Annotated in this window: 23 protein-coding genes and 1 pseudogene; 3 read left to right on the top strand and 21 right to left on the bottom strand. The window is 54.9% G+C overall.

From position 1 onward, the window contains the following. Positions 1 to 32: 32 nt before the first annotated feature. Entirely contained in the window at positions 33 to 626 is a 594-nt protein-coding gene (locus IRJ17_RS08440; protein WP_242774264.1) for a TetR/AcrR family transcriptional regulator, read from the bottom strand. A gap of 117 nt (positions 627 to 743) precedes the next feature. Between IRJ17_RS08440 and IRJ17_RS08435 the strand changes: the two genes are divergently transcribed. Further along, positions 744 to 1,295, top strand: a complete 552-nt coding sequence (locus tag IRJ17_RS08435) for a hypothetical protein (protein ID WP_242774261.1) — start codon at positions 744 to 746, stop codon at positions 1,293 to 1,295. A gap of 296 nt (positions 1,296 to 1,591) precedes the next feature. On the opposite strand, the gene IRJ17_RS08430 is transcribed toward IRJ17_RS08435, so the two are convergent. The 19 genes from IRJ17_RS08430 to IRJ17_RS08340 all read right to left on the bottom strand — a co-directional run bounded on the left by IRJ17_RS08430 (position 1,592) and on the right by IRJ17_RS08340 (position 23,285). After that, positions 1,592 to 2,845 (bottom strand): zinc-binding metallopeptidase family protein, encoded by a 1,254-nt coding sequence (locus IRJ17_RS08430; protein ID WP_242774258.1) that lies wholly within the window; start codon positions 2,843 to 2,845, stop codon positions 1,592 to 1,594. A gap of 154 nt (positions 2,846 to 2,999) precedes the next feature. Further along, a complete protein-coding gene (locus tag IRJ17_RS08425) occupies positions 3,000 to 3,311 on the bottom strand; it encodes a hypothetical protein (RefSeq protein WP_122966774.1) in 312 nt (103 codons plus the stop codon). Between the two features lie 22 nt (positions 3,312 to 3,333). Further along, on the bottom strand, positions 3,334 to 3,561 hold the full coding sequence (locus IRJ17_RS08420; RefSeq protein WP_122966773.1) for a hypothetical protein: 228 nt from the start codon (positions 3,559 to 3,561) through the stop codon (positions 3,334 to 3,336). Between the two features lie 129 nt (positions 3,562 to 3,690). After that, complete coding sequence (locus IRJ17_RS08415) at positions 3,691 to 4,941, bottom strand: cysteine desulfurase-like protein (RefSeq protein WP_242774256.1); 1,251 nt, start codon at positions 4,939 to 4,941, stop codon at positions 3,691 to 3,693. A 28-nt stretch (positions 4,942 to 4,969) separates the two neighbouring features. After that, entirely contained in the window at positions 4,970 to 5,686 is a 717-nt protein-coding gene (locus IRJ17_RS08410; RefSeq protein WP_122966771.1) for an aspartate/glutamate racemase family protein, read from the bottom strand. Between the two features lie 41 nt (positions 5,687 to 5,727). After that, positions 5,728 to 7,305 carry a hydantoinase/oxoprolinase N-terminal domain-containing protein gene (locus IRJ17_RS08405; protein ID WP_122966770.1) on the bottom strand — a complete coding sequence of 526 codons (1,578 nt, stop codon included), beginning with the start codon at positions 7,303 to 7,305 and terminating at the stop codon, positions 5,728 to 5,730. Then, entirely contained in the window at positions 7,302 to 8,399 is a 1,098-nt protein-coding gene (locus IRJ17_RS08400; protein ID WP_173598563.1) for an S-methyl thiohydantoin desulfurase family protein, read from the bottom strand. Before IRJ17_RS08400 ends, IRJ17_RS08405 begins: the two co-directional genes overlap by 4 nt. 25 nt (positions 8,400 to 8,424) lie before the next feature. Next, complete coding sequence (locus tag IRJ17_RS08395; RefSeq protein WP_122966768.1) at positions 8,425 to 9,750, bottom strand: purine-cytosine permease family protein; 1,326 nt, start codon at positions 9,748 to 9,750, stop codon at positions 8,425 to 8,427. Positions 9,751 to 10,238: 488 nt separating this feature from the next. Beyond that, positions 10,239 to 11,612 carry a hydantoinase/oxoprolinase N-terminal domain-containing protein gene (locus tag IRJ17_RS08390; RefSeq protein WP_242774247.1) on the bottom strand — a complete coding sequence of 458 codons (1,374 nt, stop codon included), beginning with the start codon at positions 11,610 to 11,612 and terminating at the stop codon, positions 10,239 to 10,241. 3 nt (positions 11,613 to 11,615) lie between these two features. After that, a complete protein-coding gene (locus tag IRJ17_RS08385; protein ID WP_122966766.1) occupies positions 11,616 to 12,725 on the bottom strand; it encodes an S-methyl thiohydantoin desulfurase family protein in 1,110 nt (369 codons plus the stop codon). 58 nt (positions 12,726 to 12,783) lie between these two features. Then, entirely contained in the window at positions 12,784 to 14,199 is a 1,416-nt protein-coding gene (locus IRJ17_RS08380) for a sigma-54 interaction domain-containing protein (protein ID WP_122966765.1), read from the bottom strand. A gap of 139 nt (positions 14,200 to 14,338) precedes the next feature. Next, complete coding sequence (locus tag IRJ17_RS08375) at positions 14,339 to 16,144, bottom strand: DUF2201 family putative metallopeptidase (protein ID WP_173596625.1); 1,806 nt, start codon at positions 16,142 to 16,144, stop codon at positions 14,339 to 14,341. A 3-nt stretch (positions 16,145 to 16,147) separates the two neighbouring features. Beyond that, complete coding sequence (locus IRJ17_RS08370) at positions 16,148 to 17,212, bottom strand: AAA family ATPase (protein WP_122966553.1); 1,065 nt, start codon at positions 17,210 to 17,212, stop codon at positions 16,148 to 16,150. A gap of 212 nt (positions 17,213 to 17,424) precedes the next feature. Next, positions 17,425 to 18,570: an HlyD family secretion protein gene (locus IRJ17_RS08365; protein WP_242774244.1), complete on the bottom strand. Its 1,146-nt coding sequence runs from the start codon at positions 18,568 to 18,570 to the stop codon at positions 17,425 to 17,427. 36 nt (positions 18,571 to 18,606) lie between these two features. Further along, positions 18,607 to 20,166 carry a DHA2 family efflux MFS transporter permease subunit gene (locus IRJ17_RS08360; protein ID WP_173598566.1) on the bottom strand — a complete coding sequence of 520 codons (1,560 nt, stop codon included), beginning with the start codon at positions 20,164 to 20,166 and terminating at the stop codon, positions 18,607 to 18,609. A 12-nt stretch (positions 20,167 to 20,178) separates the two neighbouring features. Continuing rightward, entirely contained in the window at positions 20,179 to 20,835 is a 657-nt protein-coding gene (locus IRJ17_RS08355; RefSeq protein WP_242774241.1) for an HlyD family secretion protein, read from the bottom strand. A gap of 95 nt (positions 20,836 to 20,930) precedes the next feature. After that, complete coding sequence (locus IRJ17_RS08350) at positions 20,931 to 21,485, bottom strand: amine oxidase (protein ID WP_232322211.1); 555 nt, start codon at positions 21,483 to 21,485, stop codon at positions 20,931 to 20,933. Between the two features lie 122 nt (positions 21,486 to 21,607). Next, on the bottom strand, positions 21,608 to 22,219 hold the full coding sequence (locus IRJ17_RS08345) for a DedA family protein (protein WP_373926264.1): 612 nt from the start codon (positions 22,217 to 22,219) through the stop codon (positions 21,608 to 21,610). A gap of 175 nt (positions 22,220 to 22,394) precedes the next feature. Beyond that, positions 22,395 to 23,285, bottom strand: a complete 891-nt coding sequence (locus IRJ17_RS08340) for a DUF2167 domain-containing protein (protein ID WP_229049752.1) — start codon at positions 23,283 to 23,285, stop codon at positions 22,395 to 22,397. 377 nt (positions 23,286 to 23,662) lie between these two features. On the opposite strand from IRJ17_RS08340, the pseudogene IRJ17_RS08335 reads away from it, so the two are divergent. Beyond that, positions 23,663 to 24,434, top strand: a pseudogene (locus IRJ17_RS08335) (DUF1254 domain-containing protein). Next, on the top strand, positions 24,326 to 24,649 hold the full coding sequence (locus IRJ17_RS08330) for a DUF1214 domain-containing protein (protein ID WP_242775247.1): 324 nt from the start codon (positions 24,326 to 24,328) through the stop codon (positions 24,647 to 24,649). Before IRJ17_RS08335 ends, IRJ17_RS08330 begins: the two are co-directional and overlap by 109 nt. A gap of 94 nt (positions 24,650 to 24,743) precedes the next feature. Here the strand turns inward: IRJ17_RS08330 and IRJ17_RS08325 are convergent, their stop codons facing one another. Continuing rightward, positions 24,744 to 25,670, bottom strand: a complete 927-nt coding sequence (locus IRJ17_RS08325) for a glycine betaine ABC transporter substrate-binding protein (protein WP_242774237.1) — start codon at positions 25,668 to 25,670, stop codon at positions 24,744 to 24,746. Position 25,671: the final 1 nt, after the last annotated feature.

The raw sequence follows: 25,671 nt of genomic DNA, 5'->3' as shown, positions 1-25,671 counted from the left end.
GTTCTCCCCGTGTCATGTTTACCTGACATGGCTCAACCTTCCGCTGCCATCAGCGCTGACAAGTGATGAATCAGCACGCGCTCTACCTTCGGCCCGTCCAGGCGCTGCGGTTCGAGATAGGCGTGCAGCGCAAGCCCGTCGACCAAGGCGTAGAGCCGCTCTGTCTCCATTTCCTTGTCGATGTTCGCAGGCAGCAGTCCGGACTGCTCAGCATAGTCCATAAGCTTTTGCAAGCCGGGGTAAATGCCGTCATACTGCGCGTCCAATCCGCCCGGCTTATGGCGAAAATAGGCGGTAAAGGCGAACCAGACCTCCATTTCCGCCATCTTTTCCTGATTGGTAGGCACAAGCTCCAGAATCGTTTTGATAAACTTCTCTCTCGGCGGCAAATCAAGCGAAATAATCTCGCGGATGCGAGCTGTCGCCCTCTCCTTCACGAGCTTCATCGAATACGCCAGCAGCTCGTCCTGCGTGCTGAAATAATGCCGCAGCGCACCTAGCGACAGCCCTGCCTCTGCCGCGATATTGCGAACCGTCGCTCCCTCCATTCCCCGCTCGCTGATGACCCGCCAGGTCGCTTCGGCTATTTGTTCTCTTCGTTTTTCGTGATCGATTTGTTTTGGCATAGCTGTATTTTACCAAGCCCGAACAGGACGAGCAATTAAACAATACACTTGTATTAAATAAAAACAGGTGATAAAATCTTTTTACAATACATCTGTATTAAAAAGGAGAGCGTGAACGTGAACTGGATCGCGTGGATGATCGTTGCCTGTGAAATTGGTTTTTGGGTCGTGATTGCCCTCGGATTGGCCGTGCGGTATGGCTTGGGAAAAGAGCGGCTGGGGCTTTTCATCCTGGCGCTGACTCCCGTGGTCGACCTCGTTTTGCTGGCCGTGACCAGCGTGGACTTGTACCGGGGCGCGACTCCGACCATGGCTCATGCGCTGGCTGCTGTCTATATCGGCGTGTCGATCGCTTTTGGCAAAGGCATGATTCGCTGGGCGGACGACAAGTTTTTGTCCTATGTAAAAAAGCAGCCACTGGCGAAAAAGCCGAAGCTGTACGGGATGGCTTACGCCAGGTCGTATGCCAAAGGCTGGTTCAAGCACGTCTTCGCCTACCTCATCGGGGCGGGGCTGCTGCTCGCGATGATCTTTTTTGTCGGGGATGCCTCGCGGACCGGAGCTTTGGAGCGGGCGATACTGCAATGGGCGGTCGTGCTCGGCATTGACCTTTTGATTACCGTCAGCTTTTTCGTCTGGCCCAAACGGAGCAAAAGCGCCAGCTCGTGACGGTAAAGGTATAACCGTCCACGCCCAGGCAAAAGCCAAAACCGGGCTGGCACAAATACGATGATGCAGGGACAGCGAAACCAGTGTGCGCGCGGCACTGAGACGCTGTTCCTTTTTGACATAAAAGCCACGCCAATGTCCGGCCGGAGCTTTTGAATGCGCCGCGCAAGCAAAAATGGCCTGTCGGCAAATACCCCGGATACGGCTACGCTCCGGACAGAAGATAGAAAACCAGCTTCCCTTACCAGATGCCAAACGATTCAGGCTCCACCTTGCCGATCTTGTCCACGCTGGTTTTATCCAGTTCCATCATCAGTTTGGCGAATGTTTCGATTTGCTCGTACATCAGCTCTCCGTCGATTTTGTCTGCCTCGGCATGATCCGGGGCCGTGCACAAATAATCGGGGCCAGGGATGAGCGACACTGTCGGAATCCCTTCCTGAAAAAGCGGCTGGCCTTCGCCAAAATAAATGCGATTGCGCGGGCGCAACAAGACTGTCCGCACCTTTTTCCGTCCCTGCAAAGCTTGCAGTCAGCCCTGCCACCGCAAGGGCGTGGCCCTCTTTGCCGTCCCACAGCTCAGGATGATCGCGCAACCAGCGGGATGTCGCCTGACGATGGTTCAGTCCGAATTGCTCAAGCTGGAAGTGACCCGTCACGAATACAAACAACATCGTTCGTTCGGGCTTCTCCGCTTGATTCCGCAAAAAATGCATCATAGCCAGCATGCCCAGGCCGCCATTTTCCTCGATTCCATTCGGCCCATCCGTATGCGTGTTGACCAGGATGACCTCCTTGTCCGTTTTTCCGGGAACGACTGCATAAATCGTCTCGCTCGCAGCCTGTTCCTGCAAACTGGCGGACAACGTCAACCTCGCTCTCTTCTTTTTCGAGATGCCTTCCAGTAGAGCTTCTCTCGCTTCGCGATCGACCCACACGCCGGGAAGCCCCTGATAGTCATTGCCAAAAGGCAAGTATTGGTCACGCGCATTTGCCATGGATATATTTCGCCAAACGCCAATCACTGCCAAGGCGCCTGCTTCTTTCGCTTTTTTCAAATCCGGCACGCCAAGAAACGACTGCAAGACCGGATTTTGCAGGAAAAAAGACAGCTTCGCGTCGTCGGGAAACACGTCGCGCTGTTTCATCAAAAGTGTCGTGGGCAAAGGCCACACCGCTACCTCGACGACTGCAATCTTTCCCCGCGCATGCTTGTAGCTGCCTTTTCCTTTGCCGCAATAAACAAGCTCTCCTTCTATTCCTTGCGAAGAAGTCATGCCTGAATACGGATAAATCGAGGCGACGCGGATTTCTTGCTCCGTTCCGTCAGCCGCCAACAGGTGCAGATTTGCTTGCTCTGCCTCCCACTTTTGAAAGTAGTGTCGATCTGTTTCAACTTGATAGCCGATGGCCGTGATTTGTTCCCGCAAAAATTCGATAAAACGCTGATGCGCAGCCGTCCCCGTCAACCTCGGCCCGAGCTGGTTCATGTACGCTTGCCAACCTGCGATTGTCGCGCGATCAGGCAATCCTGCCAAAGACTTGTTCACAAGCACTTCCTCCTTTATGCGCTCTCCGCAAGGTCAGGCTTCAAACAAGCTCTTTGACACGGGCAATGGAAATCCCTTCCACAAAACAAAAAATCCGCCGATGATTGGCGGATGAAAGTGGGCTGTGTACGTGCACGAATCAGTTGAATCTGGACTATCCGTTGAGAATGCCCATGGATTGGATATGCTGCTTCGTTTCCTCTGTCCCGCATTCGTAAATGGCGCGGTATATTTGCGTCAAACAATCGTCGTACAGATCGTTTTCCGCGTCAAAATGATACGGGACAGCCAGGGCATGCCCGCGGATGAACGTGTCAAATTCCGTTTCTGTCCTTTGCTCAAACAAGCTTTTCAAAGCGTGTACTTGCAGGTCTGTCGCCTCGATTTCGAACTCGTAGGCAGAATCGCCCTGATTTTCCATGATTGTCCCTGCCTGAACCGAGACGTAATATCTTTTTTTGTCCATTGTTACTCTCGCCTCCCGAACGCTAGTATACGAGTACGGAAATCAGCAATATCGCGAGCAGCACCGCAAACGCTCCCAGGTAAAACAGCATCCCGACATTCCCGAGTACCTTGTGCTTGACGGTTGTTTCGCTGATGTTGTTGTCCAGTTCTTTCGTCTCCTGACGTTTGGCGTAGCGTATGGTCCAAAACAGCCCGATCAAAAAAAGCAGGCCAAAAATAGCATAGTAAATCCCTGGGTAGTGGAGCATTCCTTCCCCCCGCTTCCTCTTCTGATGATTATCTATAGTTTGCGGGGTAAGGCTTTTTTTATTCACCGGAATCCGGGTATGCTCCGCGTCGATTCAGCTTGCGCCTACACGCCGATCATTTCTGGAGATTCAGACTTCTTTTCGCGCTCGCACCATTTGCGCAATCCCTTGGGCCAACCGCCGGATTTCTTCTTCCGTATTGTAAGGAGCAATCCCGGCCCGAATCCACCCGCCCTTGTCGGCAAGTCCGGCCAGCTCAGCGAGACGCGAGGCGTAAAAATCGCCGCTCGCGATAAACACGCTATGTTCCTCTGCCATTCGCAAGCACGCTTCTTCCGGGTCGATCCCTTCCAAGCGAAAGGCAATCGTCGGTGTTTTTGGCACATGCGCACCAGCCTGGAACAGCTTCACGCCTGCTGTTTGTTGCAGTTCGCTTCGCAAGACGTCAGCCAGATGGTTTTCATACTTTTCCAGCCGGGAAAAAGCGTCCGCCAGCCGTTCGCGGCGGTTGGCACCTGTTCCGAGCGAAGCAATAAAGTCAATCGCCGGGGCGATGCCCGCGATTCCTTCGTGGTTTTGCGTTCCCGTCTCCAGCTTGTCAGGAATGTAGCCCGGCGCTGGAGCGAGTTTGTACGTTTTCAATGACTCGAACAGCGATTGGCGAATGACGGCCATGCCCACATGCGGGCCAAAAAATTTGTAGGCGGAGCACAGCAAAATGTCTGCGCCGAGCTGCTTGCAACTGATCGCCATATGCGGCGCGGCGTGGACGGCATCCACCGCGACGACAGCGCCGACTCTTCGCGCAGCGCGAGCGATCCGCGCCACGTCGTTGATCGTGCCGACCGCATTGGATGCCAATCCGACTGCGACGAGTCGGGTTTTTTCGGTCAAAAGCGTATCCAGCTCCTCGGTGGCAAGCGTCAACGTCTCTGGATCGGCTTTGAGCCACCGGACGAGCACCCCACGGTCCAACGCAGCGGTCAGCCACGGATCGACATTCGCCCGGTGGTCCAGCTCGGAAAGGATGATCTCATCTCCTGGCTGCCAGAAACGGGAAAGCGCACGCGCAATGGCAAAAGCCAAGGTCGTCATGTTCGCGCCAAAAGCGACTTCCTCCGGTGCGGCGTCCAGCAAATCGGCAACCGCTTGCCTGGCGTCGGCAATGATCGCTTCTGTTTCCCGGCTGGTAGGAAACGCTCCGTGCAGATTGGCTCCGCCGTTCTCCATATACCGGAAGACGGCTTGCATGGACGCTGCCACAACTTGCGAGCCGCCCGGCCCATCGAGATAGGCGACGGGCTTGGCCTGGTACGTGCGCTGCAAGGCGGGAAACTGCTCGCGAATTTCTTGCACAGGAAAAGCAGAGGTACGTGTCACTGGCTTTGTCCCCTTTCCAGTCTGCAAATTATTTCCGCCACTTTTGTCTCGGAGGCATGTAGGTCAGCCTGCTTTGCTTGACGCCCATGGCGATCAGGCTTTCCAGCATTTTCGCCGAGGCAAACGACGGATCGATGACAGGCACTTCGTAGCCGTGTTGTTTCAGCCGTTCCTGGAGCGAGGCGGCGACGCCAAGCATTCCCGTGCAGCCAAGCACGAGTCCGTGCGCCTTGTCATCCTCAATCGCCCGCACCATTTCCGCGAACAAGGCGTCTTCCATTTTCGCCTTGTCCACCAAATCCAGCACCGGAATGTCCACATAGCGGACAGATGCGAGCTTGCTGTTGACCCCTGTCGTTTTGCTGACGTTTTCGATCATGTGAATCACATGCGGGAGTACGGTTACAACCGAAAAGCTTTTTCCCAGCATGCTGGCGATGAGCATGGACGACTCCCCTGCTCCCACGACCGGGATGTTTACGACCTCGCGCGCAGCCTTCACGCCCGGATCGGCAAAGCACAAGCTGATGACGCCGGAGCAGCCCTCCTGTTCCGCAGCAATCGCCTTTTCCAGCAGATTCGGGATGCAGAGAGCCTCGTCGTACTCGCCTTCTACGGACGCCGGCCCGTAGTCCAGGTGGCACACGTCTACTTCGACCTGTTTCCCCACATATTGCGCAAACTCCTGCTGCACCTCCTGGTTAAACGTATCCATAATCGTGGGCAATATCACTCTGATCTTCATCCGTCATCCCTCTTTTTTAGTGATGTAGGTTGTTCAGAAGCTTAGTTGCTGTCGCTCGTTTGCAAAACCCCGGCCAGTGTGCCCGCCGCTTTTACCCGGATGCGTGTGGCATTGCCGAGATAAGCGAGCGGAATATCTTCAAATTCCACAATCTCCACCGTCGCTGGATCGGCGCCAGCGGCAATCGCTTCCTCTACGGCAATGCTTTTTGCCTGCTCCAACGTCTCTGCCCGGCCTTTTTCATCCAGGGAAAAGACGCGATCAATCTGTCCGCTGATCTGGGCGATAGCCGCTCCAATCGCGTTGGCAACGCCAGAGTTTTCCGGGCGGATGATCTGCGAAGCGCCTTTGAGCGTATCCGGCAACAAAATGCTGCCGCCCCCGACGAGAATGACCGGCACTGGCTCGCTGCTCGTCTTCATCTTGTCGATCGCTTCCTCGACCATCTCGACCATGCGGCTGTACACCTGTTCAAGCAATGTCCGATCCAGATGCGCTACCTTTTGGGCATCTCCGAGGTTTGCTTTGCCCAGGGCAATGACGACATCTGTCGTCGTCAGCGTATCGCCGCCAAACGCCAGCCCTTTTTGCGGCAGCCGATACCCGACACTGTCAGGCCCGACTGAAAATTGCCCGTCAGCCTGCACGCGGACAATCGTCCCGCCGCCGAGGCCAATCGAGATCAGGTCAGGCATGCGGAAATTCGTCCGTGCGCCGCCGATTTCGACCGCCAGCGAGGACTCGCGCGGAAAAGAATTGACCAGGACGCCGATGTCTGTCGTCGTTCCGCCCACATCCACGACCAGCGCGTTTTCCAGCCCGGACAAGTAGGAAGCGCCGCGAATGCTGTTCGTCGGCCCGCAGCCAATCGTCAGGATCGGGTACTTCATCGCGTACTCGATGCTCATCAATGTTCCGTCGTTCTGCCCGAAAAAGACGCGGGCCTCCACCTGCTCTGCCTTGAGCGCACTCAAAAAGCCCAAAGCCGTTGATTTTGCCACGTTCACAATCGCCGCGTTCAGGATAGTCGCATTTTCCCGCTCCAACAAGCCGACGCTGCCGATTTCATAGGAAAGCGAGATCGGCACGTCATCCCCGAGTACATCGCGGAAAATTTCCGCTGCACGCAGCTCGTGTTCTTTCGATACTGGCGAAAAGACGGAGGTCACCGCTACCGAATCGACTTTGCCTTTGATTTCGCCCGCGATTGCATACAAACGGGCTTCATCCAGCTTGACGATCTCTCTGCCGTCAAATTCATGCCCGCCTGCCACGATGTAGACCCGTTTGCCCAAGTGTCCGCGCAGGTCATCCGGCACGCCTACCAGCGGCTTGATCGCCAGCGTCGCCGGTGCTCCGATGCGAATGACGGCAATCTCGTTCAAATGCTTCCGCTCCACAATCGCGTTGGTGCAATGGGTCGTGCCGAGCATCGCGTACGTGATCTGCTCGCGCGGAACGCCCGAGAGCGCGATCACTTCGCGCATCGCCGCGTAAATCCCGGAACTGACGTCTTCTGTCGTCGAGCATTTCGTCTGGGCCAACACCTGGTAATCTTTGTCCAAAAGAACAGCGTCTGTATGGGTTCCGCCTACGTCGATTCCAATCCGGTACGTCATTTTGCAACACTTCCTTTCCCGACCAGCTCTTCCACCGGAACGTAGTCCGTGTCATAGCGGAAGTAGCGCGGCCCCACTGTTTGAATACCTTTTTCCGTGCGCCATTTCGGGTGGCATGGCATGCCGATGACGACGACACGCGCCCCGTAGCGCAAGCCTTCTGTCGTGATTGGCAAACCTGTCTCCGAGTCGACGACCGCGATCAGGTCGGGAGTGACACAAAGCAGACGCTCTCCCGATTTCGCCAGCAAATGTTCGTTTTGGAAGCGCAGCTCGACCGTCTGGCCTTTGTATTCGCGCAAGCCTTCGATATGGGCTGTGCCAAGCGCCCAACCGCCCTCTGTTTTGCGGTGGACGTCCACGACTTTTCCGGCGAACAACTCAAAGCCGTTCGTCAGCTTCAAAACTTCTTGCACCGGGTCAAGATTGGCTTCCTTGGACAAGCGGATGGCGCGGCCGATTTGTTCTTCCAGGCTCAAAATGTCGTGGATGCCGCTATCCTTCAAATTTTTTCCTGACATCGGATAAATCGCGGAGGTCGCCGCGCCGCCTTTTTGCACCGTAACGCTTCTGGCAATCCGCTCTGTCCACGCATTGTCGATCGTGTCCATAATCGTCACATTGCCCTTCTCGTCCGCCAGCACCATCGGCGTAGCAGAGATGCCATCGAGATAAAAGGTCGTCATTTGCAGCTCCGGGAAGGCGCGGCCCATTCCGTCCGCATCAATGACAGGCAAGCCGAGCTGAGCGGCCAAAGCCAGCGGAAGCATCGAGTTAATGCCCCCCGCTTCAATCGGATAAGTCGCGAATACTTCTTTTCCGATGTACTTTTCCAGCGCTTTGAATGTTTGGGAAATCTCGTGCCCGGAAGGTATTTTCTCAACCAAAACGGTCGGCGCGCCCATCCCCCCTGACGCCACCACCAGCGCATCGTCCGGGACTTCATCAATAGACAGTAGCGTAATCGGCCCGTATTCCTCTACAGCTTGCAGGGCCATCAGCTTGCCGATGTACGGATCGCCGCCCCCTCCTGTGCCCAATAAAGCTGCACCGACAGCGATGTCTTCAATTTCTTGCTTACCGATTTTTCTCACGATAATCTCTCCTTTTCTGCAAATGTCAGCCAGCGCGGTTCAAATCTGATTTCGTCAGCTTGGCGTCTGGTGCGGAGCCAAACAGCTTCATGCCCAAGTAGTAGACGATCCCGCTGGCAACGAGCGAATTGATTGACGGGATGCCCCAGTCAAACAAGTAGCCTGTGAAAAAGCCAAGCGCCCACGCCGCAAGCGCAACTGGATTCATCGATTCGCAAGTGTCAGGCAAGGCGCCTCGCTTGCGGCTCTCCTCCAAGACGGCCCGGCTGCGCTTCAAAATGAAGTAGTCGACGACCATGATCCCCGCAATCGGCGGCACCCACACCCCGAGGAAAATCAGGAAGTTGACGAACTGATCCAAAATGCCAAGCACAGACAGCACAGTCCCTACGACACCGACGACCAACGTAATGAAGCCGCGATTGACGTTTTTGCCAAAAATCGAGTCGATAAAATTGGTGATCCCGAGCGATGCCGAGTACAAGTTGATATCGTTGATCTTGACCGTGGCAAACACGACTGTGGCTGCGCCGAGCCAGCCGGACGTCTGCAAAGCAATCGTCACGACGTCGCTGCTTTGGACCGCATGCGCCATGAGCACGGCAATCAGGTTGATTCCGATTTCCCCGATCACAACCGAGATCAAGGTGGACCAGAGGACATCCTTGCCGCTTCGGCAATACCGCGTCATATCGGGAGTGAGTACCGCACCGACCATGAAGCTGCCAGCCACCATCGTCGCCGCTGTGCCCAATGTCAAGGCTGGTCCCGGAGCAGCCGACGCGATCAACTCGCTGAGCGAGTGATTTTCAAACACGTTGTAAATCCCGTAGGCAACCGCGAGCAAAAAGCCTGGCACCGCGATTTTGGCTGTCAACCCGAGCCATTTGAAGCCGAAAACGACGATTGCGGTCACGAACAGCCCCGTCAACGTGGCTGACAGCGGAAAGCCAAGCGCTCCACCAAGCGCATCGTTCAGCCCTTGACCGAAGATCGAGTTTTGCACCCCGAACCAGCCAATCGTCGCCACGGCGATCACCAGACCGATCATGCTGGAGCCGTACTTGCCGAATCCGGTCCATCTGGTCAGCATGCTCGTGGACAGCCCTTCCCGCATGCCCGCGATCCCGATCAAAAACGTAATGACCTCCAGCAAAATACATCCCAGCAAACTCGCCAGTGCCGCATCCCAGAACGTCATTCCGTATCCGAGCGCCGCCCCCAAAATAAACTGACTCAACGATGTAAAAGCCCCGATGCGAATGACCAGAATTTCCCACATCGGCACCCGCGCCTCTTTTGGCACGCGCGTGAGCGAGAAATCGTCTGCCATCTTGGAATGACCCGCCATCACATTCACCCTCCTTCATCTTGTTTGTGTGCCTATCCATCTAATAAGGGAATAAGTGCGAAAAAAGTGTTGCCCGTTGTCCAAAAGTCTTTGTCAGCCTTGCTTCATGCAGCCCTCGCTTTCCTCGATAATGTTGCGGCAGCTCCTTTGACGAATCAGGGATAGATTTTTGTATTATCTGAAAATTTTATAAAAGCAAATCCCATGCCAACCCGTTTTCGCTTATACGCACAAAAAAACAGATGCGAGCTACATTCGCTGCATCTGTTTTTATCATATTTGTAAAAATATAGTTGAAAATTTCGGGAGCAGTCTGGAAAAGCAGCGAAGCTCTCCTTGATGACAAACCGTTATTTCTCTTCATTTCTCATACTTTCTCACGGTTTCGCAGTTTTATCACTTTGAGAAAATGGCTTGTGCGAAAAAACGGGGAAACGGCCAAGCCCCGCCAGCCGCTTCCTGTCAGCGTCTTATCGCTCTCTCCGCTTTTACCGCCTCTGCCCGATCGCCTTCACCCTCATGCGCAAAGCGCGCGTCGGCATATACGAAAGCGGGATCGTCTCTGCCGACTGCACAAACACCGTCTCCGGCACAGCCCCTGCCTGGATCGCAGATTGGATCGCCTCCGCTTTTGCCACCTCGATGATCTGTTCCCGCTTTCCTTCCTCCACCAGCCAGTAAATCCGGTCGACGCTGCCGCTGACGGGCGCTATACATGCGCCAATCGCGCTGGCATGAGGATAAGCAGGCGGGTGAACCACCTCAGACCACGGGTATTTGAAAAAGGCAGCCAAGGCTTCGCTCTCTTGCCCGACGAACACGATCGGAAGCGGCTCGAAGCGCGGCTGAAAACGCTGGATCGCGTGATAGACCGCATCCAGCAAATCATCGTCGACCGCCTCATGCCCGTCGCGCACAATCAGCGCCGTATCCGGCATCTGCAAATTGAGCCGGATTCCCGCCAGCTTTTGATTGCGCCTGCTTTCTTTGGGAAAGCCGCCTTCCAGCACACCGACGCAAACCTTTTCCCGGCTCACATCGACGACGATACAGTCATTCATCCGGGTCAAAAGCGCGGCGCCGCGGAAGCTGTCCGAGATTCTGGCGCCAAACGTGCGGATCGGGTGGCGCAAAGCCGATTCGTACGTAAGCAATGAGCCGTCGCTCTGCGTCAAAAAGATCTCCGCCGCAAGCTTTTGCCTGTCGAGCAGCTCCCGCAAGCCTGACAGCGAGTCGTGCGTAAGCTTTGACAGAGCGGCATTGAGAATCGTCGCGTTTTCCCTTTCCAAAAAGCCGATGCTGCCCAGTTCATGCGACAGAGCCACAGGCCGCTCCTCGCCGCAAATCTCCCTGACCCACTCTGCCACCTGGATTTCATGCGCATGACTGACAGGGGAAAAAGTTCCTGTTATGGCAAAAGCTTCTGCCTGTCCAGCATCCAGGTCGCGCAGCTCCCGCTCGACTTCCGCCCGCGTCAGTTGGCGCAAAGAAACACTTCCATCCAGCTCATGGCCGCCGTATACGTGACAAGAGCTCAGACCGATTGCCTCCTGCAACCGGACAGGGGCACCGTACAGCGGGGGAATCATGCTTTTCGCCTGGCCGATGCGTATGGAGCAGACTTTTGCCAGCTTCTTTCCTTCGCGCAGCGCATTTTCAAAGTAGTCCGTCCCGATAATGACATCCGCGATCTGGCTGCTCCGCGCTTTGTTTTCCCGCAAGATGGCCTGCAAAACTTCCGCGATGCCCGACAGCATGTCCGGTGAGGTGCGCACCTTGGCAGTCGCGACAATCGCTGCATTTTCATCCATCAGCACGGCATCTGTGTGCAAGCCGCTGACGTCAATTCCCAAGCGCAGCATCGCTCACCCGCTCCCTTCCTCGGAAAACCGCTGTTCCACCGGCACGTAGCTGTCTCCTACCCCGAAGTTCCACGGCCCCACGAAATCGAGCATCTTGGGGTGGCGGAGGATGATCGGGCACGGGATGGCGATCACCCAGACTTTCATCTGCTTTTCCAATTCGTCGATCATGAGCGGAAGACCGCTGTCTGCTTCCAAAATGCAAATCAGGTCGGGCACAGTGGCAACAATCCGCTCTCCTTGTCTCGCCAGCAAGTATTCACTCTGAAACTCGATCTCGACCTGTTCCGTATGGTGAAAGCCGCTTCCTTCCACCAGCAGCTCTCCGCGCAAAAAGCCGTCCTGCAAATAACGTTGCAGCTCGACGATCCTGCCTTCGATCAGCTTGCAAGGCTTGCCGTAGATCGAGTTTTGCAGTTCCGCCGCCAGACTGCTGTAGACGCGCTGCACGCTGCTTCCTGCCGCCAGTACGCTTTCGCCAATTCGCTTGCACACGGAAAACGTATGATGGATCGCGGCTTCCTGCAACAGCTTGCCTGTCATGGGAAAGCTCGCCAAGGCTACCGAACCGCCCATGTTCGTCATGGAAATCCGCGCCGCCCGCTCGATTTCAATCGTGGACGGATGCAAGTAGCGCTGGCACTTGCCGTTGTCGGCACAGATGATGAACGGCCTGGCTTCGGCTCCAAAAGCGTGAAACGTCGTCATCTGGCACTCGGGAAAAGCCCGGCCCATCCCGTCTGCATCGACCAGCGGCAAGCCCGTCAGCGCTGCCGCCAGTATCGGCGTGATCGCATTGATGCCCCCGATTTCCAGAGCGATCAGCGCCCTTGCCTTGATCTGCTTCTCTTCTTCCAGCAGCCGAAGCGCCATGATCAGCTCATGCCCTGACATCATTTTTTCGTAATGGACAGCGGGCGAGCCCATCATCGACATCGAGACGACCCATGCATCGTCTTGCAGCTCGAAAGGAGAGAGCAGCCGGACCGGGCCGTTGTCGTGAATGGCCTGCTTCGCCATGATTTGCAAAACGGTCGTGTCGCCAGCTCCTCCAGAGCCGAGAAACATCGCTCCGCACGCGATCGAGTCCACGTCTTTTTCCTCCAGATACATGCCACTCTCCACTCCCTCTCGTTGAATATCCTCATGCCCTTGTCAGCGTGGGAGAAGCCTACTTGCGATTGATTTTTTGCAGGCGTCTGTACAGGGTAGCGACGCTAATGCCCAAAAACTCCGCAGCCTTCCGCTTCCCTTCGGTGCTTTTGCCAAATTGCTGGATCGCTTGCAACAGAAGCTGTACCTCCGCTTGCTCGCTTGAATCGCCCAGTCGGATGGGTACAGCGTCTGGCGGGACAGACGCATGCGCAGACGCAGCCACGGACGGCGCTTGCGGCAGGACAGCAAGCGCTTCTTCACTGGTGCGATTCCCGCGAATGATCGCAGGCAAACTGCTGATCGTCACCAGGTCGCCGATCTCCAGGTTTACGATGTATTCCAGCGTGTTTTCCAACTCGCGAATGTTTCCCGGCCAGTGGTAGTCGATCAAACATTTCAACGCCTGGGCGGAAAAGCGCTTCGATTCCTTGCCCAGCTTGTCCGCAAACAGCTTCAAATAGTAGTGGATCAGGTCGTACAGGTCGTCTTTTCGCTCGCGCAACGGCGGTACGTGCAGCGGGATGACGTGCAAGCGGTAGTACAAGTCCTCGCGAAACTGACCGCTGACGATCATCGCGTCGAGATCCTTGTGCGTGGCTGCGATCAACCGGACATCGACAGGGATGCTTTCTGAGCCGCCCACCCGCTCGATTCGCCGCTCCTGCAGGACGCGAAGCAGCTTGGCCTGCAAAAACGGCGGCATATCGCCGATCTCATCGAGAAACAGCGTCCCGTGCAAAGCCAGCTCGAACCGCCCTGCCTTGCCGCCTTTTTTCGCTCCGGTAAAAGCCCCTTCCTCGTAGCCGAACAATTCGCTTTCCAACAAGGCTTCCGGTATCGCCGCGCAGTTGATGGCGACAAACGGCCCGCTGCGGCGCGAGCTGGCATCGTGAATCGACTGGGCGAGCACTTCCTTGCCCGTCCCGCTCTCTCCGCGAATCAGAACCGTCGAATCGCTTTTGGCAATTTTGGCTGCCGAGTCTTTCAGCGCCCGGATCGCCTCGCTGTTTCCGCGAATGTCGGCAAACGTATAGCGCGTGACATACCGCCGATTTTTTTCCTGCTCCGACTCCTTGCGCTGCTCTGTGAACTGCAAGATCGCTCCTTCCGGCTGTTGCCCGATGTACAACGGATGCAGTCGGCAGAGGCAAGGCAGGCGTTTTCCGCTCCCGTCGACAATCTCCACGGGAAAATCGCGCAGCGGCTTGCCCTTTTTCACAAAGTCGAGCAGCTTGGCAGAAGGCGCGAAAGCTTGCAAGTTTTTCGTCAAAAGGACAGCCAGGGAACGTTGCCATACGTGCTCGGCCGCATGATTGGCATGCATGACGCGACCGTTTGCATCCACAACCAGCACCGGCTGGCCGATGAACGTCAACAGCCCTTCGACTTCTTGCAGCAGCAGTTTTCTGTCCTTGCTCTCCTGTCCTGTCATCCCTGCACTCCCCGTTTGCGATATTTTCAGATTTATTATACAGAATAGCTCATGCCACTCCCGTGTTCCAGCAAAAGCCTGCACCAAGTTTTTTCCACGCAAAAAAGCACCGCCATTACGGTGCTTCAATGCTGCTTCCTTATTCCATCCGAAAAATCGGGCCTTTCGCCACAAAAGGCAGATGACTTCCTTTTGGCAGCATGAACGCATGGCTGCGCGTAATCCGCAACCGATCGCACTCCCCGTCTGTAATGATGAGAATCGGACCATCCTTGGGAAAATCGTCGGCCTTCTCCAGCAGGTCGATGCCCGGCTGCAAAACCGTACCGCCGCGCCCCTTGACACTTACGCGATCCGCGATATCGTCGGGCGAAAGATACCCGGCATCGTACGCTTGCGCATCGCAAAAGACGACACGGGCATACGGAACATCGCGCGCCTCGCTGTAGCTCGCAATCGCTCCCAACGCTTTTCCCAAAAGCTTCGTTCCCATCGATCCGGACGTGTCGATCACGACTCCGAACGTACGCGCCAACTGCTCCGTCTCCATATGCGCCCAGGCCGGGCGGGCAATATCCGGCGTGGAGGATTGCCTGCGGCTGGCGCGAGCGTACGTGCGTCTCTTTTCCAATGGCGGAAAATGCTCGTCGAACCAGCGTGCCAGCTGCACATCCCACGGGATCGGCGGTTGACCCAGGGCGCGGATTTCTTCCACCAATCCTGCCGGCAAAAGCCCCCTGCCCCGCTCCTGGTGATAGATCAGACCTTGCGACATGGCACTGCGGTAAAAGTCATCCAGCGTCGTGCCCGGCCCCATTTCCCAAAAGCGCGGATCATCTCCGTCCAAAATATCGCCCATGCCAATTCCTCTGAGCGTGTACAGCTTGCGGTACGTCCGCATATCCGTGACGATGCGATCGTAGATGGCTTCGGCCGACAGCCCTTTCAAATCGGGATCGTACAGCCCGCCAATCTGCGGAAACCGCCCCACTCCAAGCTCCATCAGCCATTGATTGATCACGTAGTCGCAGCTTACATTCCAGAAGTACGGGTCCCTGCCCTGACAACGCTCATGGTGGCGCAAGCCCGCGTGCAGCAGTTCATGCGCCATCACGAACTTGCATTCTTCCTCGTCCAGCCCTGCCGCCGGATTGATGAAAATCTCTCCGGCGTTCACATCGATGGCAGCCACCGATATTTGCAGGCGCTGACAGATCAGGGAGTCCTCGATAATCGTGAAATGGCTGGCCAACGAAGCAAGCAACGGGTAGTGATTGATGAACCAGCGCTTGGCTTTTTGCGCATCCGTCAGCTTGACCGCTTCGCTGCCCAGCGCATCGGCATATCCTCCCGCCACGCTCACAGCGCTCTGGACGGCTTGGGATAGCCCGATGCCGAGAAGCCGCTCCCACTTCACGTCCCGGTTGTAGTTGTACCGCACGTATTTATCCGTGAACAGCATATCCGGCTGTCTTTCCCCGCCTGTTCCGAACAGCTTCAAATGCTCGGGAACGCCGTGCTCGACAAACCATTCGTACAGCTCTTCCTCGCTCTTGCCGGACAGCTCCAGCTCGTAGGACATCTCGGCAGGAGGCTTCCCCAGCTTCATGTCCTTCAAAAAGCGGGTGACGTAACAATCGCAAGCGATGTTCCACAGAGCAGGATGCTTTTTTTCTACAAAGTGCCCAAACCCAAGGTGCAGCAGAGCATGGGCGAGGACGTAAATCCATTCCTCAACCTCTCCCCTGCGCTTCGCATGGACGTGTATGCTCCCGTGCTTGGTCACGACTGCCCAGCCGTTGTCCGGGCATAAATTGTGCTCCCTGCGAAACAGGTCGGCGCGGGAGAACAGCGGCCCGAACATCGGATGATGCGCCAAAAACTGGACGGCTTGCTGATAGTTTTGCGTCGCGGGATCGGTGTTTGCTCTCGCTCCTTTTCCCATCGGCTACTTGCCCTTTCTGTCCAGAGCCAGGCGCGGCAAATCGCGGATGACTTCAACGACAAACCAGTCCGGCAGCCCATCCCCGTCGTCGTGGCGGGCGACGACCATCTGCGCCATCTCCAGCGAGATCGCCGAAAGATCCTTGAGCAAAGCTTTGGCCCGGTGAGCAAACCGCTTGTGCAAATCGCTTACGGAAGCTTTGTCTTGCGGCAGCTCTTTTTTGATCTGGGCGCGGAACGAATCGGCCAAAAAGTACAGCACATCCCGATCCTCAGGCGCACTCGGGAAAGAAGTCTCTCCTTCCAAAATGCGATGAAGCTGGTACTTCCCTTGCAGGTTCTTGTGAAAAGCCTTGAACTGCGCGGCATGCTGCGGCGTCAGGCAACCGTACGCGAGCACACCGACCATTTCGCTAGTCAGGCCATCGCCAAACTCATGCAGCGCGTCCGACAGCATATGCCAGGAACGCGGGGTGGAAAACGGTTCTTCCGTCTTCGGCGGCTGCGACCACAAATAATCGGGACGCACCTCCAAAAATTGCAGAACGTACGAGTGAATCCCGTTTGTATACGCCCAATTCAGCCATTGCTCGTGGGAAACCAGCAGCTGCACGTGAAACATCCGGTTGATCAGCGCCGACGACATCGGCTTGACAATCGCGCTGTCCTGGGCACGGTTTCCCGCCCCGATCACAATCGACCCTTCCGGCAGGTGGTAATCCCCGATTCTGCGCTCGTGAATCAGACTGTAAAACGCTTTTTGCACCTCTTGCGAACACGCATTCAGCTCGTCGAGAAAGAGGCAGTACGGCTCTTCCCGCGCGATTTGGGCAGGCGGGCAAAAGCGGCTTTTGCCGTCCACAATTTGCGGGACGCCGATAATATCTTCCGGTGCCAACTGACTTCCCAAAAGGGAGACGCAGGGCAAGCCTACCTGCTGGGCAAACGCCTCAACAAGGGCGGACTTCCCGATCCCCGGCGCTCCCCAAATAAAGACGGGACGGGCCACAGCTACATTGAGCAGCACGTCCATCAGTTGATTTTGCGTTACGTTGATGGCTAGATTCATTCCAATACCTCTCTTGTTCGAATAATGTTAGCGGCAATCGACCTCTTTCCTTCGTGTATTCCATTGGCTTTAGCGACCGTCACACCACAAATATTTCCTAATTTTACAAGATGTCTGGACAGCAGGCAAGGAAAAAAGCTCGCAGCAGCGTTTATTGCCTTCACGCTGCTGCGAGCTTTCTTCGTACCTTTCGCGACTTCCTTCCGATGCGATCAAAGCGAGACGACCCCTGTCATGCCTGAGCGCAGGTTGCCTTTTGCGTTGCTCACGACAATTTTCACCGTGTACATGTTCGTTCCCGGGTCTGCTTTCGGGCTGATTCGCGCCACTTTCCCCTGGACGTGCTGCCCGATCGCCTCAATCGCCACATCGACTTGTTGCTCAGGGGAAAAGCGGGCAATGTCTGTCTCGGAAACGCCGATGACGACATACAGCCGATCCGTGTTGACCACGCTCATAACGGCTGTGTTTGCATTCGCCATTTCGCCTGCCTGCACATTTTTCGTACTGATGTAGCCGCTGATCGGACTTTTCAGCGTAGCGTTATCCAACTGGTACTGGGCATTGGCTACCGCTGCTTGCGCCTTCTGCACGCTGGCCTCGTATTGGGCAATCTGCTCCTTGGTCGCCCCGTTCTTCGTTTTGTCGTACATCGCCTTCATCTGGTCGACATTGGAGGCAAGCGATTGCAGCGCCGGCTTCGTTACCCCTTGTTTGGCCAGCCTTACCTCTTCCTCGGCTCGCACGTACTGCGCTTCTGCCTGCGCCAAAGCGGTCTGCGCATCGTCCAGCCCCTGACTGGAAAGGCCGCCTTGCTCGTATAAAGCTTTGGCCCGCGCATACTTGGCTTTGGCAGATTCGTAGACGGATTTCGCCGACTGTTCGGACGCTGCAAGCTGGGAAAGCTCCTCGGGCCGCTTGCCGTTTTTCACTTCTTCATACTTGCTTGCAGCCTGTTGCCAGCCCGCTTTTGCGTACTGCAAGTCTTCCGCCCTCGGCCCTTTTTTCGCTTCCTCCCACTTCGCCTGTGCCATGGCAAGCTCCGCTTTGGCCATGCTCAAACTCGCCGCAAGCTCGACTGTCTCCATCTCCACAAGCGGAGCACCTGCTTCTACCCGGTCGCCTGTATCGTGAAGAACGGCTTTCACTCTGCCCGCTGTCTTGGGGAAAATCGTCACCTCTTCAATCCCGACCATTTTTCCGCTGAACACACGCGTACCCGCTTCTTTCGCTGTCGCCTGCGCCCCTTGGGCAATGTCTGTCGACAATGCCACAGGCTGCACCGATCCGCAACCAGCCAGGCAGATCATTGCGACGCTTCCTGCCAATACAGCCAGCCGCTGTTTATACTTTTTCATGGGAAACCCTCCTGATAAGTGATGGGGAAAAATCGATCAATCTACGATCGCCGAACGACTCGCTTCCTGGCCTGCTTGCAGCGCGGCCTTGTTTTCTTTCACAATCAGCATGGTCAAAAACGCCGCTACCAGCACGAGAACCGCCACGAACAAACTGTCTTGCAGCGCAGCGATTGCCGCGTATTTTCGCACGAGTTGACCGAGCAATCCGACAGCCGACGAATAGGCTTCCGAAAGCGACATGCCTTTTGCCACGTACATTTGCTGCCATTGGGACAGCGTCTCCACGACGGATTGCCGCGTGGTCGTGACCTGCTCGCCCATTTGTGCCGCGTGCACCGCGCCTCTTCTGGTAAACAAGGAAATCAATCCGGCAATGCCGATCGAGGTAGCCACTTGCCGGGAAATATTCGTGATCACCGAAGCTGCGGGCACTCGTTCCGGCTCAGATACAGCCACCAGCGGAATTTGCATGGAAGTCATCAGGCACATGCCGAGTCCGATCCCGCGCAAGGCAAGCAGCCAGTGAATCGTCGACATGCTGGTGTTCAAATCGACTTGGGTTAAAAAATATCCGGGCACGATGCATAAAGCGAGACCGACGACAATCAAAGGCTTCAAACCGATGCGCGTCGCCAGCATGCCGCATATCGGCGTGACGATCCCGGAGGCAATCGCTTGCGGCAGCATCATCAGCCCGGTATCCATCGCCGTGCGACCGAGCATGTTCTCCGAGTAGATCGGCAGCAGGTAAATGACGCCGAAATTGCCGACCATAATCAGACTGTTTACCAAAAGACCGAGCGTAAACTGCCGATTGGCGAACAACCGTACATCGACCAGCGGATGAGCCGTCGACAGCTCTCGCATCACGAACATGTACCCGCAGATCAAGGCACTCATCAGCAACGATACGATCGTAAAAGAGTCCCAGCCGTACTCCTCGCCTTTCGTCACGGCGAGCAGAAGACTCACCAGCGCAACGGCCGACCAGACAAACCCTTGCAGATCAAAAGGCTGTTTGCGATTCGCTTCGCTTTCCTGCAAGCAGCGCCACACCAGAAACATCGCCAAAATGCCAAACGGAATGTTCACCGTGAAAATGAATCGCCAGTCGAGATGCTCGACGAAATAGCCGCTTAACGTCGGCCCGACAGCGGGAGCGACAAAGACCGAGATGCCGAATACTCCCATGGCTGGGCCGATTTTTTCGCGCGGGACGACGAATTGAATCATCGATTGCCCGATCGTCATCATCAGTCCGCCGCCTGCCGCCTGAATGATTCGCGCCGCGATCATCGTCCCGTTGCTGACAGCCAGACCGCACAGCAGCGAACCGAGTGTGAACAGGAACAGGCTGGCGAGATAGCTTTTTTTGATGCCGAACCGGATACCCAAAAACCCGGCCAGCGGAATGACAGCAGCCATCGTCAATGTATAGCTGGTCACGACCCATTGAATTTCCTCCGTCGACGCCCCGAACACATTCATCATTTCCGGAATCGCCACATTGACGATGCTCGTATCGAGCACAGCCATGAACGTACCAAGCACGATCGCAAACACACCCGGCCAAAAATTTTCTTGAGGACTCATCGCTACACATCCTTATCGCACGTGGATGGACACATTGGCATTCAAACCTGGCTGAAAGTCGTACGGCCCCTCGTCAAACGTAATTTTTACAGCGATACGCTGGGTTACTTTGGTGAAGTTTCCGCTCGCATTCACTGACGGCAGCAAGGAAAATGTCGACTGGGTAGCTTCGCCGATGCGATTGACCGTTCCGCGGAACGTTTGCCCCGGGTATTTATCCAGCACGATATCGACCGGCTGCCCGACCTGGATATAGCCCGCTTCTGCTTCCTCCACATGTGCTTCCACGTACAGCTTCCGCTTGTCGACGACCAGCGCCAACGTGTTGCCTGCCCCAATGACCTCGCCTTCCTTGGCGGCTCTTTGCAAAATCACGCCGTCGATCGGGGAACGGACCATCAAGCTGTCCACCTGGGTCGGACTTGCCGCGTTGACTTGCTCCTGTTCAGCCACGATCTCGTCTTTTTGCACCTGACTGCCGACATCGACCCTCACATGTGTCAGCTTTCCCGCCACCTTGGGCGCAATTTTGTATATCTCGCCCGTCACGACAGCATCTTCCGTTTTGACGTAAAAATAGCTCTGGTAACCGTAGTAGCTGACTACAGCGACGACCAGCAGAAAAACGGTGGCCAAAATCAGCTTCGGATTGCGTTTTTTCTTTTCCATAACCGGCGATTGCCCCCTTGTTCCCATCCACAAACCGACTGTCGGTTTGTGGATGGGTAAAATATCAGGCTCGCACATTCATGCGATGCCACGTCTCAGCCTTGCCTTTTCAAAAAGTAACGCTTCACTACAGGACGCACGAGGATGGTAGCGGCGATCCCAACGATGTTCCAAATATTGACCAGCAAAACGCCTGTTTCACCGGAAATCATCGCGAGCGCAAACAGTACGGAGCAAACGAGCGAGAGTGCGAACACAACAGCCCAGATAAGTGTCAGCCAAAAATTTGAGGCGAGAAACAGCGGGTGCGTAGTGAAGCTCTCCGGCACTACTTTTTTTGCGTATTGAAGCGTGAACGGCTTTTTGATGCACAGCGACCAGATGGCTGCTAGGGCAAGAATCGCGTACATGAACAACTGGGTAAAGTCGAACAGATGAAACGCCGGGAAGAACAAGGCAATCCAGAAGCCGCAAAAGAAATAAAATACTTTGATCGCGATAATCGTCGTTACTTCCCCGAATCGCTTTTTCTGGAACAAGTAGATCAGCAGGGCGAGAACGAAGCCGATGGCAAAGCCAAGTGTCGGCGGCTGCACTTGAAACGCTACGATAAATGGGATCAAATCGATAAAGATCCAGAACAAAGTCATGATCACGGTACAACTCTCCTCGTCACATTTTTTATGAATGATGGAATCAGTCATTGCTTTCTGATCTAATAATATAAACCGACCGTCGGTTTGTAAAGCCCCTTTTCAACATTTTTTTCCTGTCATGTCTTCAAGCTTTGTCTGTACTTCACCAACAAGTACCACGCAATGGCAATCGCCCCGCCAATCAGCAAAAACGTCAAGCCGTAATGCCTGACATAGACAGTGACTTTGAACCATTCTTTTTCCAGCGCTCTGCCCAAAAGCAAGAAAGTGATGCTCCACAAAAAAGCTCCCGTATAGGCAAATACGGCGAAGACGCGATACTTCATCCCCGACATCCCTGCCAAATAAGCCGTGATGTGGCGGACACCCGGCAAAAAGTAGCCGACAATCAACAAAAAGGTGCCGTACTTGGCGAACAGCTTTTGTGTAGACTCGACTTTTTTCGGATTCAAATGCAAATATGGCCCCACTTTGAGCAAAAGCGGCAACCCCCATTTGGACGCGATCAAGTAGCTGACGGTGATGCCTGCCGCCGCTCCCAAAAAAGCGCTCAGCACGGCAAACGGCATCTGCAAAACCCCGCGCGACACAGCGTATCCGGTATACGTCATCAAGACTTCATCGGGAATCGGCAGCCCGATCACCCCAAGCGCAAGCGAAAAAAACACGCCCACATATCCGTATTTCATCACAAAAAAGTCCAGGTGCTGTTCCACGGCTACCTCCAAAAAACGTTTTCCTCTTCCATTGTATTCCCTCCTGCCTGCTTGTCATTCTTGATTTTTTTTGCGAGATTCGCCCCTTTCCGCTCTCCCTTTCCGCATGAAAAAGACAGCCTCGTTCTCGCCCAAAGCGAAAAATCCGGCTGTCTTTTTGGCAATCGTTCTTTGTTTTGTCGAGCTTTTACGCGGACGGTTTTTCCTCGTCCGAATCGGTCGGTGCAGCGTTGTTTTTCTTTTTGTTGAACAGCTTTTTCACGAAGCCGCCAATCGCGCCCAACAGCACGACGATAATAATCCAGCCTTTTTTGGCAAAGGCGAGAATCAGGGCGAGGAAGCCCAGCTTCTTCGCAGCGGCAACGCCCAAGCCTCCGAGAATCAAGCCAGTCAGTCCGTATTCAGCGACTTTGTCTGTCTTGGCGTCAAAATCGCTGTAGCGCTGGCCTTCTTTTACAACGAAGTTTTTCAAGATTTTTTCCCGCAATGTCTGCTTGTCCTTCGCGAGCGCTGGAACGTCCGTCACAAGAATGAAAGAAACATGGCCGGTACGCGTCAAAACTTGCAGCTTGTAGTTTAAAAACTGGGTTTTCTGCGCGGTTTCCGCAAGCATGGAGTATTCCAGTTCATGCGTCGCCGCGTTATAGGACGGCTTTACATTCCAGCCGATCACATGAAACTGCTCCTCCGGCTGTCTTTGCTTGTTCGCTTCCTCGGTGCCGTCCTTGTAGCTTTGCAGCAGTTCTTCGGCATTGATTTCGTTTTGCTCGTCGTCGCTAATATGTCCGGTGTCTTCGTATTCGATAAACAACGCCCAATTTTCGCTGTCTTCGATCGGATGGACGCTCCCGATTTCGTTCATGGTCGGGATGTCGCCATTTTCTTTCTCCATTTTGATCGTGTCGTCTTTATTGAGAAAGATCATATTTTCCGGGACTGTGAAGGAGAACTTCCCTTCCATTTCTACTTTCGTTCCGCTCTCGACAACGTTGTAGTTCCCTGCCGCACTCGCAGGCAGGACACTTCCGAACACAAACATGCTTACAACTAAAAATGATAGCCAACTTCGTCTTTTCATGCCTGACCCCTCAATCCTGTTTATTCAAGAACCTCCTCATCTTACCGGGATCATTTTCCTATTTCAAAGAGAATTTAGAAATTACAGGGAAAATTGATTCAAATTAACTGGATATAATTGGTTATTTATTTGTTTTTCCGTTACTTATTCCTCATTATCTCTAGGGCGTTTTTCACACGAAAACCCGGCTGCATTTATGCTGTTCTCCATGTGAACCACGGACGAGTCGGGTGAAGCCATGAATGATGGGAGAACAGTGGGTCGTCACCATGGCGAGCGGCTTTTAGGCGGCTGTTCGATTTGGTATAAAAACGCAGCGCGGTGCAGAAAAATAGCACTATTCCCCAGACTACTCGCTTGATGACAGGAGGAGAAGCATGCTTTGTCCCGCCCGAAAAACCGTTGCCCTGATTCTCTCTCTTCTTTTTGTATGGCTGACCTTGCCGGGTGCCGCTGGCGCACAGTCCGATCAAAAGACTCCGGTGACGAAACCGCCTTTTGCCCGCCAGCTCGGGCCTTTTCTCAGCGCACAGGAAAACCTCGCTTACTCGCTCGGCGTGCAAGCTTATATTTACGGCTATCCGCTCGTCGCCTCTGCCAAAACGATGACGGAGATGACGCAGCAGCGCGCCCCGTTCAACCAGTTTTATTATGCGGACTCGCTTGCGACTCCCGCCTACCGGGATATCGTCACGCCCAACTCCTATACGCTGTACATGAGCGCCTGTCTTGCTGAGCGTGCCCGCGAATCCGCAAAACCGTTACTTTACCGTGCAAATGCTGGACGTGTACACGAATACGTTTCGCAACGTCTCCAACCGCTCAACTGAGCAGCAGGCGGCGCGCTATTTGGTAGTCGGCCCGCACTGGAAGGGACAGGCTCCGGCGAATACGCCCGTGATTGCTGCGCCTGCGAATACCGTTTGGCTCATCGGACGCGTCGAAGTGAAGGGCGAAGCAGACTTGCCGCAAGCTGTCGCCTTTGAAAAACAGATCGCGCTGACGCCAGCGGACGCAACCAAGCAACCGCCTGCTACAAGCTGCATTTTGCCAAAGCAGAGCTTCCGCCGACTTCTGCTTTCTGGTCGATCAACGTCTACGACGCCCAGCTTTTTCTCGCGGAGACAGCAGGTAAACGCGCCTCTGTAAGAAGCAACACGGGAACGCTCCAGTACAACCCGGACGGCTCGCTTGACCTGTACATCCAGAGGGAGGCACCGAAAGGCAAGGAAAGCAACTGGCTGCCTACTCCCGCAGGCGACTTCAATCTCGTGCTGCGCGTCTTCGCTCCCGATCCGTCCATGCTGAACAAACAGCACTCGTGGCCGGCAGTAGAAGAAACAAAGCCGTTCCAGGCGCGGTAGACAGAAGTTGAGGCACAGCAAAAAGGCACCGCCGGGTCGTTGGCGATGCCTTTCTTCTATTATATGATTTACTTCTATATAGAGGAGCTTCCTTTTACTTTTTCAAATCTTCAATGGACGTAATATCCATGTAAGTCGGAACAGCCAGACCCAGCTTGGTTCCTTCCAGATTCGGGCCGAGGTCTTCTACGTCTTTTCCGAGCTTCTCCATGTAGTCAGCATGTGTTGTTGGCAGCCAAGCTGCAACCATGCCGTCCACGTCGCCGTTGGATACGCCTACCCACATCGGGCCAGCTTCTACTTGGCTCAGTTCAACCTTGTAGTTCAGCTTTTGCTCCAGAACAGTTTTCACCACATTCGTGCTGGCAATCTCGGAATCCCAGGCGACATAGGCAAGCGTCAGCTTTTGACCATTGGCTGGCTGTACGCCTTCCACCCATTTGCTCACAGTAGCTTCGTTTGCTTTCACCCACTCTGCTGCTGCCTCTTCCGGTTTTTTGCCGCCTTCGATGTCCAGCATCACTTTCTCCATGTCGGCTGGCGTCCAGGAAAATTTATCGAGGAAAGCGTACGCGCTTGGCTGTTCTTCCTTCAAGCCTTTGCGCACGACCGTATGAATTTGCTCATCTTTTCCGTAAACTCCTTTTGGGTCCTCCAAGTATTTCATTTCAAACTTGGAAAACATCCAGTGCGGCGTCCAGCCCGTCACGATAATCGGCTTCTTGTCTTTATAGGCTTGGGTCAAAGCCGCCGTCATCGCGGCACTGGAGCCTTCGACCAGCTCCCAGTCTTTTAGCTCGTAGTCTTTGAGCACTTTCTCGGTCGCTTTCATCAAGCCTGCCCCTGGGTCGATCCCGATGATTTTATGATCGACTGCGGCGCTTACACCGTTGGATGCAGCCGAACCGTTGTTGCTGCTGGTTGATCCGTTGCCCTCGGAGCTGCCCGCACTTGAGCAGCCTGCCATGACCAATCCAAGTCCCAGTGCGACAGCCAAACCTTTCCACGTTGCTTTTTTCATG

It is taken from the genome of Brevibacillus parabrevis (assembly GCF_022701015.1).
Classification (GTDB): domain Bacteria; phylum Bacillota; class Bacilli; order Brevibacillales; family Brevibacillaceae; genus Brevibacillus; species Brevibacillus parabrevis.
This window is presented reverse-complemented; position numbering and strand designations above follow the sequence as displayed.